Origin of the sequence: Methylobacterium sp. 1973 (assembly GCF_040545035.1) — a bacterium.
Taxonomy (GTDB): Bacteria; Pseudomonadota; Alphaproteobacteria; order Rhizobiales; family Beijerinckiaceae; genus Methylobacterium; species Methylobacterium fujisawaense.
In genome coordinates this window covers 63,941-77,799 of sequence record NZ_JBEPLA010000016.1, presented here as the reverse complement: position 1 = coordinate 77,799, position 13,859 = coordinate 63,941, and the positions used below count along the sequence as shown (strand labels likewise).

The 13,859-nt window shown below is 65.6% G+C and carries 21 protein-coding genes; all 21 read left to right on the top strand.

The genetic code is table 11. The annotated features are described in order from the left end of the window. Nucleotides 1-3: 3 nt before the first annotated feature. The 21 genes from ABIC70_RS24395 (at nucleotide 4) to ABIC70_RS24295 (ending at nucleotide 13,053) form a co-directional block, all read left to right on the top strand. Nucleotides 4-264, top strand: a complete 261-nt coding sequence (locus ABIC70_RS24395) for a hypothetical protein (protein ID WP_354441591.1) — start codon at nucleotides 4-6, stop codon at nucleotides 262-264. After that, nucleotides 261-500: a hypothetical protein gene (locus ABIC70_RS24390; protein ID WP_354441589.1), complete on the top strand. Its 240-nt coding sequence runs from the start codon at nucleotides 261-263 to the stop codon at nucleotides 498-500. Before ABIC70_RS24395 ends, ABIC70_RS24390 begins: the two co-directional genes overlap by 4 nt. Continuing rightward, nucleotides 501-977, top strand: coding sequence for a hypothetical protein (locus ABIC70_RS24385; protein ID WP_354441587.1), 477 nt, complete (start codon nucleotides 501-503; stop codon nucleotides 975-977). It begins immediately after the preceding gene. Then, nucleotides 978-1,589 carry a hypothetical protein gene (locus tag ABIC70_RS24380; protein ID WP_354441585.1) on the top strand — a complete coding sequence of 204 codons (612 nt, stop codon included), beginning with the start codon at nucleotides 978-980 and terminating at the stop codon, nucleotides 1,587-1,589. Between the two features lies 1 nt (nucleotide 1,590). Next, nucleotides 1,591-1,881, top strand: coding sequence for a hypothetical protein (locus ABIC70_RS24375; RefSeq protein ID WP_354441583.1), 291 nt, complete (start codon nucleotides 1,591-1,593; stop codon nucleotides 1,879-1,881). A 75-nt stretch (nucleotides 1,882-1,956) separates the two neighbouring features. Then, a complete protein-coding gene (locus tag ABIC70_RS24370) occupies nucleotides 1,957-2,148 on the top strand; it encodes a hypothetical protein (protein WP_354441581.1) in 192 nt (63 codons plus the stop codon). A 453-nt stretch (nucleotides 2,149-2,601) separates the two neighbouring features. Further along, nucleotides 2,602-3,048, top strand: coding sequence for a hypothetical protein (locus tag ABIC70_RS24365; RefSeq protein ID WP_354441579.1), 447 nt, complete (start codon nucleotides 2,602-2,604; stop codon nucleotides 3,046-3,048). Beyond that, a complete protein-coding gene (locus tag ABIC70_RS24360; protein WP_354441577.1) occupies nucleotides 3,045-3,263 on the top strand; it encodes a hypothetical protein in 219 nt (72 codons plus the stop codon). Before ABIC70_RS24365 ends, ABIC70_RS24360 begins: the two co-directional genes overlap by 4 nt. Before the next feature lie 9 nt (nucleotides 3,264-3,272). Beyond that, entirely contained in the window at nucleotides 3,273-4,160 is an 888-nt protein-coding gene (locus ABIC70_RS24355) for a TAXI family TRAP transporter solute-binding subunit (RefSeq protein ID WP_354441575.1), read from the top strand. Between the two features lie 4 nt (nucleotides 4,161-4,164). Continuing rightward, the gene (locus tag ABIC70_RS24350) at nucleotides 4,165-4,365 is read left to right on the top strand and encodes a hypothetical protein (RefSeq protein ID WP_354441573.1); all 201 of its coding nucleotides are present in this window, start codon (nucleotides 4,165-4,167) and stop codon (nucleotides 4,363-4,365) included. After that, nucleotides 4,365-4,592, top strand: a complete 228-nt coding sequence (locus ABIC70_RS24345; protein ID WP_354441571.1) for a hypothetical protein — start codon at nucleotides 4,365-4,367, stop codon at nucleotides 4,590-4,592. Before ABIC70_RS24350 ends, ABIC70_RS24345 begins: the two co-directional genes overlap by 1 nt. A 62-nt stretch (nucleotides 4,593-4,654) precedes the next feature. Further along, on the top strand, nucleotides 4,655-5,935 hold the full coding sequence (locus ABIC70_RS24340; protein WP_354441569.1) for an MT-A70 family methyltransferase: 1,281 nt from the start codon (nucleotides 4,655-4,657) through the stop codon (nucleotides 5,933-5,935). Then, nucleotides 5,932-6,096, top strand: a complete 165-nt coding sequence (locus ABIC70_RS24335) for a hypothetical protein (protein ID WP_165923124.1) — start codon at nucleotides 5,932-5,934, stop codon at nucleotides 6,094-6,096. The genes ABIC70_RS24340 and ABIC70_RS24335 overlap by 4 nt, the downstream gene beginning before the upstream one ends. Then, nucleotides 6,093-6,587, top strand: coding sequence for a hypothetical protein (locus tag ABIC70_RS24330; protein ID WP_354441566.1), 495 nt, complete (start codon nucleotides 6,093-6,095; stop codon nucleotides 6,585-6,587). The genes ABIC70_RS24335 and ABIC70_RS24330 overlap by 4 nt, the downstream gene beginning before the upstream one ends. Nucleotides 6,588-6,710: 123 nt before the next feature. After that, nucleotides 6,711-7,109 (top strand): hypothetical protein, encoded by a 399-nt coding sequence (locus tag ABIC70_RS24325; protein WP_354441564.1) that lies wholly within the window; start codon nucleotides 6,711-6,713, stop codon nucleotides 7,107-7,109. Between the two features lie 351 nt (nucleotides 7,110-7,460). Then, nucleotides 7,461-8,531 (top strand): helix-turn-helix domain-containing protein, encoded by a 1,071-nt coding sequence (locus ABIC70_RS24320; RefSeq protein ID WP_354441562.1) that lies wholly within the window; start codon nucleotides 7,461-7,463, stop codon nucleotides 8,529-8,531. Between the two features lie 62 nt (nucleotides 8,532-8,593). Further along, a complete protein-coding gene (locus ABIC70_RS24315) occupies nucleotides 8,594-9,028 on the top strand; it encodes a Ros/MucR family transcriptional regulator (protein WP_354441560.1) in 435 nt (144 codons plus the stop codon). A gap of 179 nt (nucleotides 9,029-9,207) precedes the next feature. Beyond that, nucleotides 9,208-9,393 (top strand): hypothetical protein, encoded by a 186-nt coding sequence (locus ABIC70_RS24310; RefSeq protein WP_354441558.1) that lies wholly within the window; start codon nucleotides 9,208-9,210, stop codon nucleotides 9,391-9,393. Between the two features lie 45 nt (nucleotides 9,394-9,438). Continuing rightward, a complete protein-coding gene (locus ABIC70_RS24305; RefSeq protein WP_354441556.1) occupies nucleotides 9,439-11,133 on the top strand; it encodes a CatB-related O-acetyltransferase in 1,695 nt (564 codons plus the stop codon). Nucleotides 11,134-11,644: 511 nt separating this feature from the next. After that, nucleotides 11,645-11,953 (top strand): hypothetical protein, encoded by a 309-nt coding sequence (locus ABIC70_RS24300; protein ID WP_354441554.1) that lies wholly within the window; start codon nucleotides 11,645-11,647, stop codon nucleotides 11,951-11,953. A 74-nt stretch (nucleotides 11,954-12,027) separates the two neighbouring features. Further along, a complete protein-coding gene (locus tag ABIC70_RS24295; RefSeq protein ID WP_354441552.1) occupies nucleotides 12,028-13,053 on the top strand; it encodes a hypothetical protein in 1,026 nt (341 codons plus the stop codon). The last annotated feature ends 806 nt before the right edge of the window (nucleotides 13,054-13,859 follow it).

The window sequence follows — 13,859 nt, the reverse complement described above, 5'->3', positions numbered from 1 at the left end:
TCGATGACGCTTCTCGATGCCCTGCTGGCGGTCTCAGGCCGATTTTGCGAGGTGCGCGGCCTGAGTGCCGCGCGGACCTCGACGCTGGTCTTCGGCGACGGGAAGGTCCTCACGCGGCTCGCAGAGGGCCGAGATCTCACCACACGGCGGCTAGAGCTGGCGATGCAGTGGTTCTCGGACCACTGGCCCGAAGACAAGGCCACCTGGCCGCCATCCGTCCCCCGACCGCCGAAGACTGTCCCCACCGAAGGTGCGGCGGCATGAGCGCCACCATCGCCATTGCCATCCCCGTGCAACCCATGCGGGCCGTCCTGGTGATGGTCCAAGATCGGCAGCGCGGCGTCGATGGCCAGATCATCGAGATCGAGCCCCAGCTCGCCCGCCAGATCGCTGCCGACCTCATCCAGGCGGCCGATCTCGCCGAGGCCCGAAAGCTTCGTGGCCGCACGACCCGCCTCGCGCTTGTCAGCGATGTTTCGGGCGAGCGGGAGGGCGCATAGATGGCGACCGATCCCGCCCTCACCGCGGCGATCGGCGAGCTGGCCGACGCCGTCCTCTACGCCGCCGGCGGCCTTGCCGCGGTGATCCTGGTCATGGGTGCGGTGGTCACCGTCGTGGCCTCCGGCGTCCTGCATCAGCTCCAGGACCTGAACGACCAGGTCACCAAGATCCGGGACGAGGGCGTCGACATCAACGTCGAGGCCGGCGCGATCGGCCGCTCGCCGCTGGACGCCGAGCAGGTCGTGCGGGGTGCCGGCTTCCTCATCACGCTCTGGCGGAAGGTCCTGGCGAAGCCCGGTGAGGCGATCCCCACCACTGAGCGCCTGACCCTCGACCTCGGCGAGGCCATGGGCGTGGCCCTGCCCACGCGTCAGGGCGTCGTCGCCATCGTTCCCGGCGGCAAGAAGATCCGGTCCGGCCTGATGCCCTACGGCGCGGCTCCGACCCCCGCCGCCCTCGCTCCGGAGTCCGCGTAGATGGCCGTCAACGTCACGATCGAGGATCATCGCAGCGAATGCGCGCCGGTGGCATTCGTTGTCCCGGACGGCTGCCGCATCATCATCCGGCGCTGCGCGGATGGCGCCGACGTCTTGGTCGTGCCGGATGGCGATACCTCCCTGCCGCCGAAGACGATCGTGTCTGCGGGTGAAGCGCACAGGCTCGCGACATGGAACATCCTCGCTCGCGGCGACGACCGGAGTTTCGTTCTCCGCCTCCAGGACGGTCACGGGCGCGATCACGACTTCATCGCGTCGGCGGGCGATCTGGTCGGCATCGGGACGGCATCCCTCAACATGACGGGGTACGGGAGCGCTTACGAAGCCGCTCGCACCCGGAGGATGATCGCGCAGGCTGAGATCGCCGAAGCTGACGCGCGCGCGCTGCTCAGAGCGCATCCTGCCGACGGCTACGTTCGTGCTGATCGCTTGTCCGTCGACTTCGATGACAAGCGCCGCGTCGCGACGATCGCCGTCACGATTTTGGGCTCGAAGAACGAACTTAAGATCGGCGTCGACCCCAGCCGGGTCTCGTGGCTGATCGAGAAGCTGGCCTGGGCCATGGGCCAAGCCAAGTCGGACGAGCGCTGACATGCCGTCCCGTCGCAGCGTCCTCGCCTTCCTCGGGCTCGCCCCGGTCGCCGCTCCGGCGGCGATCGCGGCCGCCGCGCGTCCGGAGGTCCTGGTCGCTGGGTGCGATATCGGGAACGCAGGCGGCGAGGTCGGCGTCTTCGCCGTCACCCCGGGCGGCCTGCGCGCGGTTCTACTCGGCGATCTGCGGCACGCGAACCTTCGGCAGCTGCAGGATGTGAGCGCGCTGTTGCAAGCGGCCGGGATCGAGCCGGGCCGGTGGATCCCCTTCGCTTCCGGGGGAGACGCGTGATGCGCCCTCGACAGCCGGCCCTGACCCGCGCATCTCTGACCGTCCCTCGCGCTCAAGCCCAAGGCGCCGCCTCCCGTGCTGCTGCGTATCGCCGCGTTGATCCTCGCCCTGATCCTGGTCCTGGGGGCGGTGCTGGCGATGCGGCGCGCGGACCGGGCCAAGGCGCTCGGGAAGCCGCGATCCGTGGTGCTCTACGAGTCGGTCCGCCCGTGGCTGGCGCTCGCCGCCGCGGCCATGATCGGGGTCTGCCTGCTGGTGAGCCGGTAGGCGCACAGAACCGGCCGCTGACGGCCGTCCGAGGTTCGGCCGGTGCATGGGCAAGCGCCGGCCGAGCAAGCCCCCTCGTGGGCGTTTCCTCCCTAGACTCCGCCGGGGCCTGCGGGCTCCGGCGCCTTTTGGGAGACGATAGAGCTACGCGCGAAGGCGCGGACAGAGCGGCCCGAGGCGACCAGGGCGACGGTGTGGATACGGCGACGGCCGTACCGAGCCAGTCCGTTGAGAAGGTCGTGCCGGGGGCGACGAGCGATGGCGACGGCCTGACCTCGGCCTCCGGCCCCGGCGTCATGCCGGGCAGTAATTCGCCCGAATGGGCACCCGACAGCAGAAGGGCGGCCGCGTGATGCGAACCGCCCCTGCTCACCTCCACGCGCCTCACAGCCTGCCAGCCCCGGCGCGTGGTTCTGATCATCGTTGCGTCGACCTCCTTGCGAGGGCTGATCGATGACGACCGCCTCGCTGTTCCCCGACGGCTCGTTCGGCCGCAGCTCCTCGATGACCCGATCATCGAGGACGCGGATGGAACAGTCGCCCAGAAACGCCACCACACTTGTGGGCGGCGCGCGAACAGTTGCGTGCGAAGATCGAACAGTTGTTGCGGACCGCTTCGCGAACTTTCTGCGCAGCAAGTATCCGGTGAAGACGGCCGACAACGTAGCAGCCGACACGGGCCTGCCGGTCGCCACCGTTCAGCGCTGGCTCGACCGCGGCTCGGCGCCGAGCCTGTGGGCGCTGGGCAAGCTGATCGGCGCCTACGACGCCGAGGTCCTGTGTGCGGCACTGGAGAACCCGCCGGCCTGGCTGGTCGCCGCCTCCCGACAGCAGGAGCGTGAGCGCCTGGAGCGCGAGATCGAGGAGTTGCGCGCTCGGCTCGACGAGGGCGGCCGATGAAGACCGGCGGCTACCTCACGCTCCTGCGCATCGGCCTTGCCGCACTGCTCCGCGCCATCCAGCGCGGCCCGCTGTGGCTCACCGAGGCGATCGCCGTCGCGGCCGACTGCGCCGATCCGTCGATGCCCGAGAGCATCTGGCGCCCGCGCGAGTGGCTGTGGCGCCTCTGGTCCCGCGGGCAGCACACCGACCTTCATCCCCCTCCTGGAGCCTGAGACCCGTCCATGCGCGCCCCGCTCGCCGCCCTCGCCCTCGTCCTCGCCAGCAGTTCGGCCGCCCTTGCCGCCGAGCCTCCGACCTTCCGCCTCTGCACCGGCTCCGAATCCGGCAACTACTTCCGGGCCGGCCACATGTTGAAGAGCAAGGCCGGGAGCCTCAAGATCGAGGTAGTGCCCACGCAGGGCTCGCTCGACAACCTGGACAAGCTCTCGGCCGGCCAGTGCGACGGCGCCTTCGTTCAGTCCGACGCGCTCCTGGTCTACTCGTCGAAGAACGCGGCCGCGCTCTCCACGATCGAGCGCGCCGGCGTCCTCTACCAGGAGCAGGTGCACCTCATCTGCAACCGCGGCGCGGGGATCTCCCGCATCACGGACCTGGGCAAGTCCAACACCGTCGCGGTGGGCTTGGACGGCTCCGGCGGCCGCACGACCTGGGACGCCTTCGCGCTCGCCGACAAGAAGCGCTTCGGGCCGGTGAACGTCGACACGCGCTCGGGCGTGCGCGCTCTGTCCGCGGTGGCCGACGGCAGCCAGGTGCAGTGCGCGCTCTGGGTCGGGGCGCTCAACGCGTCCTTCATCAAGAACGACGCGCAGGCGCAGGGCGACCGCGTCGTGCTGGTGCGCTCCGACGATCAGGAGATGGTCGGCGCGGCGAAGGATGCCCGCGGTCAGCCGGTCTACAGCTACGGCTCGATTCCGGCCGGGACCTACCCGCGAGTCCAGCCGAGCGGCCTCGTGTTCGGCACCAAGGCCCTCGACACGATCGCGGTCGACGCGCTGTTCGTCACCGCGATCCCGTGGGTGAACGCCAACGAGCGCGCCTACGACGGTCTGCTGCGGGCCTTCACGGCCGCCAAGCCGCAGATCCAGGCGATCGCGCAGCCGCAGGACTGACGCCGTGGCCGCCCGCTCCCCCTCCCTCCTGGTCCTGATCGCCGCCGCCGTCACGACGGCGATCATGGTGCACCCGAGCTTCGCGGCGCTGCTGACGCTGCCGATTCAGCTCGGGCTGCTCGTCGTCTTGCGCTGGACGGCCCGGCGGGAGGGACGGCTTGAGGAGCGGGAGATGCATCCGCCGGTGAAGCGGGGATTCGCGTGATGGCGGCCCTCGCTCCGGAGAAGCTCGCCGAGCTGACGCCCTCGCTGCTGGGCATGTTCGGCAGCCGCGAGGCCGCGCTGGTCGAATACATCGGCCTCATGGGTGAGCTGAGTGGGCTCATCGCTTCTGTCGACCTCGACGAAGGCGAGCGGCTGATCGCGAAGGGCTGTGCCCTCGTGCGGCAGGCGATCACCCGAGCGTCTGCCCAGGATCTGTCCGCGCCATGATGCCCCGGCGCGCCATCCCGCGCGCCGTCTCCACTCCCACTCCGAGTTCATCCAGGTCTTTGATGGGTACCCCGCGTCCGTGGACGTTGCGCGAAGTCGTCACCGCCGCCCGGGCGATCCTCGCCCTTGAGCGCGAGGCCGCCGGAGCACGCCGGGCGCACGCCAAGTTCCCGAAATCTTCGGGATCGGAGCCCGCGCGAGCGTTCCCGAAATCTTCGGGAACGGGCAAGGCCGGCGAGGCCACGCACCTGACCGCCCAGCACTGGGGCAAGAGCGGGCGCTGGCTCGAGGTGCTCCTCGAGATCTACGACGCTGCCGAATCCAACCCGGACCAGTTCGGGCACCTCGCCGCGTTCCTCGACCGCGGTGGCACGCCCAACGTCGCCAGCGCGTGGCTGCGCTGGGCGCGCGGAGGCAGGAGGGGCGCCGAACCCGATCTGTCGGCGACGTGGCGCCAGGTCCTGGTGACGCCGAGCTGGGACAAGCTCTCGACGGTGGCGCTCGCCGCCCGCGCGCTCCTGGCCGCCGCCCACCCGCCGATCCCGTCTGGCGACAGCGCCGTCGTCCCGATCGACCACGTGAATCTGCCGCGCCGGGCGCTCGCGAACGTCGCCAACCTCTGGGGCGAGAAGGCCGACTGGCTGCAGAAGATCCTCGACGTCTGCGCGGCCGCGGAGGCGGCGCCGGAGATCTACGGCCGCCTCGTCTCCGTCATGGACAAGTCCGGGCGCCCGGCGGCGGCGTGCGGCCGGCTGAAGTCGATCGACGACGAGGCACGGGTTCGCCAGTTGCGTCCGCTGCTGGCTCGATTCACCACCCTCGTGATCGACCCGCCCTGGGATGAGGACAACATCTCCAAGTCGGCCGGCCACGATTACGCGCAGATGTCGATCGACGAGATTCGCGCGCTCCCGGTCGCGCAGTGGGCCGAGGATGACTGCCACCTCTGGCTCTGGGCGACGAACAACACGCTGCCGCTCGGCTTCGAGCTGATCAAGCTCTGGGGTTTCGAGCACAAGGCGTTTCACACCTGGGTCAAGGAGACGGACGACTGCAGGCCGAAAATCGGGCTCGGTCGCGAATTCCGGAACTCCACTGAGCACGTCCTGTTCGCCCGGCGCGGCAGCCGGGACGTGCTCGTGCGCAGCAACGCGTCCTACGCGACGCCGACGCACCACCGCTGGCCGGTCGGGCTGAATTCCGAGAAGCCGGAGGGATTCTACGAGCTCGTCCGCGCCTGCAGCTATCCGCGATACGGCGAGGCATTTCAGCGGGTCGCTCGGCCCGACTTCGCCAACCTCTACGTGCCGACCGAGGCGCCGATCATGGCAGCTGCCGAATGACGGCCGCCACGCTCCTCATGGCGATCGCCGCCCTCGAATCCGAAGCGCTGCATCGACGCACGCGACGCGGAGGCTTCGTCCCGCAGCTGGCGGCGCTTCATGCGTCCCGCTTCGCGGTGGCCGGCCTGCTGCTCGCCTTGCTGTGGGCGCTCGGACGATGAGCGCGAACCCGAACCGCCGCGGGCTTCTGGGCCTGTTCGCCGCCGCGCCGATCGCCGCGGCCGCCGGCGTCCAGCCAGGATCGGTCCTGGGCCGGGTCCGCATGATGGCGGCGTCCGGCCGCTTCGATGCGCTCGCGCCGGCAGCGCTGGCACGGCTCGCCGATGACACCCGGGGCGCAGGCCTGCCTGGGATCGGCGCCGCGCTCGAGCGCGCTCACCCGCTGGACGCGTCGACGCCGCCCGATCTCCTCGAGCTCGTCGCTAGCATCGGGTCCGAACCCGCGCGGATCCAGGCGCAGCTCGAGGCCGAGGCCCGCGCGATCGCCGCGGTGGCGCTGGTCTACCCGCCCGAGATCGCGGCCTTCCGCTCGTTCGGCGCGCCCATGCGCCGCCGGCTCTACGCCGAGCTGCTGATGCGCGAATCCGCGCGCTTGGCCTCCGCGAGCGAACCGCCCCCGACGCCGCCGGCGTCGCCCGGACCGGACGCCTAGCGTGGCGCCCGGGAGCAGGCCGCGGAGCGGCCCCGACTCCCGCCAGACTCAGACTCCGAATCCGCCCCCGGCCCTCGCGGGCCGCTCCACCGCGCCCGCGCGGCAACCCTCCCGAGGTCATCGATGAGCACGCCCACCACCAAGGTACTGATGTCGGCCGGCAACCCGAACGGGCGAAAGCTCGAGGAGCTGCTGGTCGAGATCGCCGAGGACCTGCGCGTCAAGAACGATGCCCTCGAGGGTGATCCATCACCGACGTCCCGGGCCGTGCGGATCAACAACCTCGGCATCCTCGACTGCTTGGCGCTCGCCGGGGTCCGTCAGCTCGACACGCTCCGGCGGCTCGACCTGATCGGCCCCGACCAGGGTCCAGGCGGCACGCCGCGCATCGGTGCCGGCGCGGCCGACGTGCCGGCGGCCGCGGTGCCCACGCCCAGCACGGGCGCCGCGCTGGCCCCGGCCGACGGGATCGAGCCCACGAGCGCCGCCGCGGCGCCGGCCGCCGCCCAGCCGACCCTCTGACGCGCGGAGCCGCTCAGCCATGAACCCGCAGCTCTGGCCCTTGCCCCGCGGTCCCCCGCTCCAGGACTTCAGATCCTCGCGCGCCCTGCGTCAGGTCCCCGCCTCGTGCCCGACTGATGCCGCCCGGTCCGGACGAGATCCGGCCTTCCGCAGGTCCTGAGCCGCCGCCTCCAGACGCCGTCCTTTTCGGCGGAGGCCTTCGGCTCGGCCCGCGTTGCGAGCGTCTCACACCGCCCCGCCGACCCGACCGCCGTTCGCGAGCAGCGATTCCGGCGACGGGTTTTCGCGTGCCCGGAGCCGGACAGGCTTCGCGGCCGGACGATGAAGCCATGCCTGAGAAGGCGCCTGCCCATGACGATCATCCGACGACGCCACAACAAGAACTTCACCGTCATCGGCAACGAGGTGTTCTCCGACGAACGCCTTGAGCTCGATGCGCTTGGGCTGCTCTGCTACCTGCGCTCGCGCCCCCACGACTGGAACATCTCGACCGAGCATCTGCGCCGCCGCTTCGGCTGCGGCCCGGAGAAGATGCAGCGCTTGATGCGCGAGCTGATCGCCGTCGGCTGGATCCAGCGCCACGAGCTGCCGCGCGGGCCGCGCGGGGTCTACGGCGGGTTCGAGTACGTCGTGCTGGATGAACCGGACCTCGGCTCGGACGACCAGAACGCAGCCGAAACACGTATCCCGCGGGAAGCGGAAAAACCGACTCCCGTGCCGGAGTCGGATCAGCCGACTCCGGGTGAACCGTGCACGGTTGAACCGGAGTCGGTCGAACCGGAGTCGGCCAACCCGATCGCCTACCAAGAACTAGATTCTACCAAGGGATTCTCCCCCCTTAATCCCCCCGTGGCCGGGGGGACTCGCTCAACCGATCAACGGATCTCCGAACGGGAGGCCTTGGTCGGGCGGCGGCCCGAACGATCGACCGAGCGCCGGCCACGAGCCGAGCGAGGCTGCCGGGGAGTGGCGCCGCCCGCGGTGCCGCTGGAGCCGGCCTCGCTCGCCAGATTCGAGCTGCTCTGGGCGGCCTATCCGATCAGCGGGCGGCTGACCGCCGGTCGATCGGAAGCGCTGGCTCGATTCGGGGAGCTGACACCGGCCGACCAGGAGACCGCGGTCCGCACTGCTGCGGCCTATGCCGCCTCCTGCGCCAGCCTGCGCAGCCAAGCCAAGGCCCTGCATCGCTGGCTGCGGGACGGCCGCTGGCGCAACGGCGAGCTCGCCCTCGCGTCGTCAGGGGCCGGGCCCGGTGGCCTGCCCAGCCGCGTGTTCGTCCGCGAGGGTTCGCCCGAGTGGGAGGCCTGGGCCGCGCACTACCGGCGCCTCGGCAAGCCGATGATGACCCCCATCCAGATCGGCGGCCAGGACGGCTGGCGCTTCGAGAGCGCGCTGCCGCCCGGCGCCACCGCCGCGGCCTGACCGTGACCGCCGACCCGCATCCGCCCGGTCCGGGCGATCGACCCTCTGACCAGGAGAGCACCGTGTCCGATTCCCCCAACGACCTCCTCGGCCTCACCGCCGGCATCGTGGCGGCCTACGTCAGCCGGCAGGCCGTATCGGCAGCCGATCTCCCAGGCCTGATGCGCACCGTCCGCGACGGCCTAGTCGCGCTCCAGGAGCCGACGTCGACCGCGGCGGCGGGCCAGCCCGAGGGCTTCCGCCTGACGGCCACCGAGATCCGCAAGTCGATGAAGCCCGACGCGTTGATCAGCTTCATCGACGGCAAGCCGTACAAGACGCTGAAGCGGCATCTGACGGCCCATGGGCTGACGCCGGTTAGCTACCGCGCGCGCTTCGGCCTGCCTGACGACTATCCCATGGTCGCCGCGGACTACGCCGCGCAGCGGTCGGCACTCGCGAAGGCGATCGGACTGGGCGTGCCCGGCGCCCAGGCGGCGCGGCAGGCTGCGGAGTAGCGCGATAAGCAGGGATCGCAGACCATCTGGCTCCCGCAGCTCCTTAGAGAACATGGACCGCAGCCTCCCAGCACGGTAATGCCACTACCGCCACAACCTATCGTTGCCAAATGTGGCATTTCCGCACTTTACAATCGCGATAGACTTGCTGATGGCTCCACTGCGCTCTGGAGCCCAATATGAGTATGTCTGGTGATATTGTATTATTTCATGCAGTAAATGCGCTGAAAAAGGCTGGGTATGATATTAGACCATCGGAGCAGGACCCTAGGTTATGGCGGATCGGCGATGGAAGGGAATTAGCCGACTCTGAAGTAATTAGCTTTGCATATGCTCGCGGCCTGATAAAGAAAAATAGATTTTGAATTTCATGTTACAAGTCTGGCGTCAGATAAACTGAAAGACAGTCAATGAAATTCAACATGATCATTGCGGCATGGGGGAGTGACTATGTAGATTGTCTACGTAGCATCACTTTGCCAAGCTTAAGTATTGGAAACTTAGATAAGGGCGACATCGAATTATACACCTGGAAAGCTTTGGTGTTCACGCCAAAAATAAACAATGAAATCATCGCCGAATCTTTTCAGAAGAACTTGCCATTCTTTAATGTAGAATTTTTAGATTTCGATCCATCGATTACTGACAATCCCTATCAATCGATGGCGGCAGCTCACTACCAGGGCGCGCTGCGAACGTCGCAGGAAGGGGCGTGGGCAATCATTATCCCACCGGATGGCGTGTTTTCCGAAAACGCCTTGAGCACAATCGCCAAAATTCGCCGCAGCGGCAAACGCGCCATAATGATTAATGGACCAAGATTAAGTCGGGAAAAGTCATTTGATGATCTGAAGTATAAATACAAATCAACTTTTTCGCTCACTGGCCGACAATTGGCTGAGTATCTGAGAGAAAATATCCATCCAGAATGGATGAGGTACCACTGGAATTCGGATGACTTCTCTACTCAACCGTTCGCACTCATGTGGGACGCTCCTGACGGATGGCTTTGCCGCAATTTCCATTTGCTTCCTTTGGCGTTCGATCTCACAAACAGGCAGGCTTTGGAATATTTAAATAAGGACACGGTCGATGGCGATTTCATAGGCCGCGCGTTTGGTGTTTGGGACGACATTCATGTTATTTCCGACTCGGACGAACTATTACTTTGTACGCTGACCACGGCAGACGTGTCATATTCTGACCACTCAGAAGCAAGAGCCAGCGCCTCAATTATTGGTCAGACAGCTTACGGATCGGCAAACATCAATCCGCTCCATAGATGGCTTTTAACAAAAGCAACAAAAATCCATTCCGAAGATCTCAACGCAGAGTGGAAAATAATTGAAGAAATGTCCGGGCATATTGTATTTGATATCCTGTCCAAGACATCGGACGACGTGGATCAAGCCAACAGGATCGATACCACATACAATCCCAGCGCCTCAACGGAGCTGAAGTTTGAAGCTTTAGCCGCCGTATACAAACCGCAATCAGGCCTGGACAAGTACAATAATTTTTTCGAAGAAGGAGTGGAAATCACATTTGGCGCCGAAATCCAGACAAATTGTACAGTTGGGGCATACACACAAATAAATGGAGCGACCTTGTATCCCAATACCAGAGTTGGAAGATTTTGTTCGATTGCTCGAAACGCGGCCATCGGAGCATCAGATCATCCAATTGCCGGACTGACTACTAGCATACAATTCTCAAGCATCGCCCAGCAACTTTCGTGTCCCGGCGCTGATATAGGCAACGATGTTTGGGTTGGCGCCGGCGCTGTAATAATGGCCGGCGTGCGAGTTGGGCACGGCGCCATAGTTGGCGCTGGCGCAATTGTTACGAAAGATGTGCGTCCTTATTCTATAGTATTGGGTCAGCCAGCCAGAGAGATCAAACGTCGTTTCAGCGACGATATATGCCATGCTTTGCTTGTAAGTCGCTGGTGGGAGGTGCCATTTCATCTGATGCGGCATAACCCTTTCGAAGATGTCATAACGGCAATTCGCCAGATAACAGCTATCAGGAAAAGGGCAGGAGACATCGAACCGGAAGCCATCGCCTACCTCGAAGACTGGCTGTCAAAGTTGGTGCCTCGGTAGGCAGCGGGCTCAACGAATAGCGCTTAGTTTAGGTTACGAAAAACGAGAGAGACGGAGAAGACCGCTTATGATCCGCACTCTCTCTCTTGAATTACACTTGGCGGCAGGGACATAAAAGATTTCTCCCTATCGCCTTACAAGCTTGATTATTGCAAATCCTTCGACAAAAGCCTTGAAATTTGCGAGACATCGGCGATGCTTCTGGTTTCGTGAAAGCCCGCACGGCCCGAGAGACCATCCGCCTTCTGGATGGTTTGATCGCTATCGAGGACCCGCGGTTGGTGTGCCGGCAGGCATAGAAGCGTCTGGCTTGAGGCTGAGATTGCAGCACGTTTCATCCGACAGTGCGCAGGCCCACCATTGCCGAGCTGCCACGGTTCTGTACCAGGGAACATGCTAAGAACGACGAGCGGCGATCTGGACCGCCTCGTCGCGTAAGATGCCGCTCCGCCAGGAAGGTCCACCGCTTCACCCCGCCCTCGGCCACACCCCCAGCTGGACGAGCGGCGATGTGCTGCTCTGGATGAAGCGGGCGATGCACACGGACCCACGCGTGCGGGGGCCAGCCGAAATCCGGCCGATCGAGTGGCCGAACGACTATCTCGATCTCGTCGACCCGCTTTGGACACGCAAGCGCGATGTTCTGCTGGCCTGGGCTCGCTGCCGGGCAGCCAAGGAAAGCTTCCAGGAGTTCATCCGCTGTCGAGGCTGGGGGTCGCCGGCGACGATCTACCGGCTCCGGGACGAAGCGGCCGAGCAGATCGCCGCCGGTATCAACGCGGCGATCCTGCGCAGTCACGCCGATCTGAATTCATCTTGACACTGAGAAAACTGGCACCGGATCAACGCGTGCTGCCGCTTTGTATCGAACCGGCACAGCATTGGGGATCCACCGTGCCGGCACCGTCGCAGTCGCAGAGCACCACCCACGCCTTCGCGCCGGCCCGGCGCTCCTCACCCGGACGTCATGCGGGCGGCATCCGCCAGAGCCGTGTCCACGCTCCGCCGATCGGCACGCGCCGTCCGGAGACGCCGAACAAACGCGTCATGGACATCGAGGACGTGCTGCGCTGGGCGTTCGTCGACGAGCTGCCGAAGCGGCGCGAGGACGACGGGTCGTTCCGGATGCGCGAGTTCCCCTCGGTCTGCCCGATGTTCGCCATGGCCCAGCACGGCGGCCGGATCGAGAACTTCACCCGCGAGCCCGGCTTCCCGGCGGCCATGGGCGAGCCGCACCCCGACGCGCTGATCGTCGAGGCGGCCGTCCTCGGGCTGTCCCGCTTCGCCGATCATCGCTTCGACGGCGACCTTGGGCTCGCCCCGGATCTCCCTGCTGGCCAGGATCAGCAGGGCCCGATGGCGCGGGCGATGCAGCAGCTCGTCGAGGTCGTGCGGATCCGGGCCCGGCTCGGCGCACGGCCGACCTTCGCAGCCTCGCCCGAGCCCGCGGCGGTTGTGGACAAGCAGGGCCGCCCGCTGGTGATGATCCTTCGCTCCACGATGAAGGCGGACGACGATGGGCGGCTGCGCCCGCACCTGGTGGAGGAGAAGGTCGGCGCCGAGGGCAAGGATCGGTATCCGCGCGGCGCCTACTGCGTGATCGAGTGGGACGATCCGAAGTCGATCCTGATCGAGCGGGCCGAGTATGCCGCCTGGTGGGCGGGGCTCGACCTGTTGGCGCACGAGCTCTCCGGCAAGCTCGCGTCGATCGCCGTGCTGCCGCCGGCGGCCGCGCAGCGTCCTTGGGCGGGTGAGACGGACGCAGCGAAGCCGAAGCGGATCCTCGACAACCCGTCGAGCCGCAAGCGCCTGCGCGAGCAGCGTGTCGAGCAGGTCGTGAACTACCTGCTGTCTCACCGTCGTAGGAGCAGTCCACGTAAGCCGAAGGCTGTGCCGGCCGCCCAGGCCTCCACGGCCTGAGACGGCTTCACCTCCGATCGGATCGGGCCTGCGAGAGTCTGTTTGCGACCCGACGCAGTCATTCCTGCAGCCATCGACGTTTCCCAGAAGCAGACACAATGGTTTGGACCGCTCTCTAGCGCGCTGACGCGGATAGAGAATTCACGCGCACAATAATACGTGCGGGTCTGGGCTGTTGCTCAGACGGCATGAGCGCCTCTCCATGTGAGCGACGCGGCACAGCTGGCTACGATCGCCAGTGACCGCTCTCGCCCGCTCAAACACACCCAGCACGCCCACGCATCGTTCTGCTCTCGGCCGAGCGTCAGTCCGTCTTGAGGTCGCCTACCAGGCCAGCGTCAGCCGACCCACCGAGGTCGCGTCCGCGGCGGGCAGTCTTCTGGCTAACGTTTGATAGAATACTTAATCAACACAGGAATTATCACTAGTTTTAATCCATTATCCAAGCGATACTATTATCGGCGAGCGATTTTTGCCTCTAAAACGCACGCTTATCGAGTCTATCCCGAGCCTATTTATGTTTTATCAACCATACGACTGAGTTCGGTGCGCACCGCCATAATTGCATTTTGACGTCGGTGCTCGATCGAATTATTCACTAACATCGGTTGGAATTAGAACTATTTAGAGTTGTAGGCGCGACGTGTGCAAGAACAAAAAGCCGAATGATCGTGCACTTTCAGATTGCAGGCGGCCAATCATCAATAACTTTACACCACAGTTTGCTATTAATACTTATGGAGTTTTGTCTTCGCCTTTCCATTCGGAAAAAGACGCGCTTTCAAGGCGATCCAATTCGGCGGAAA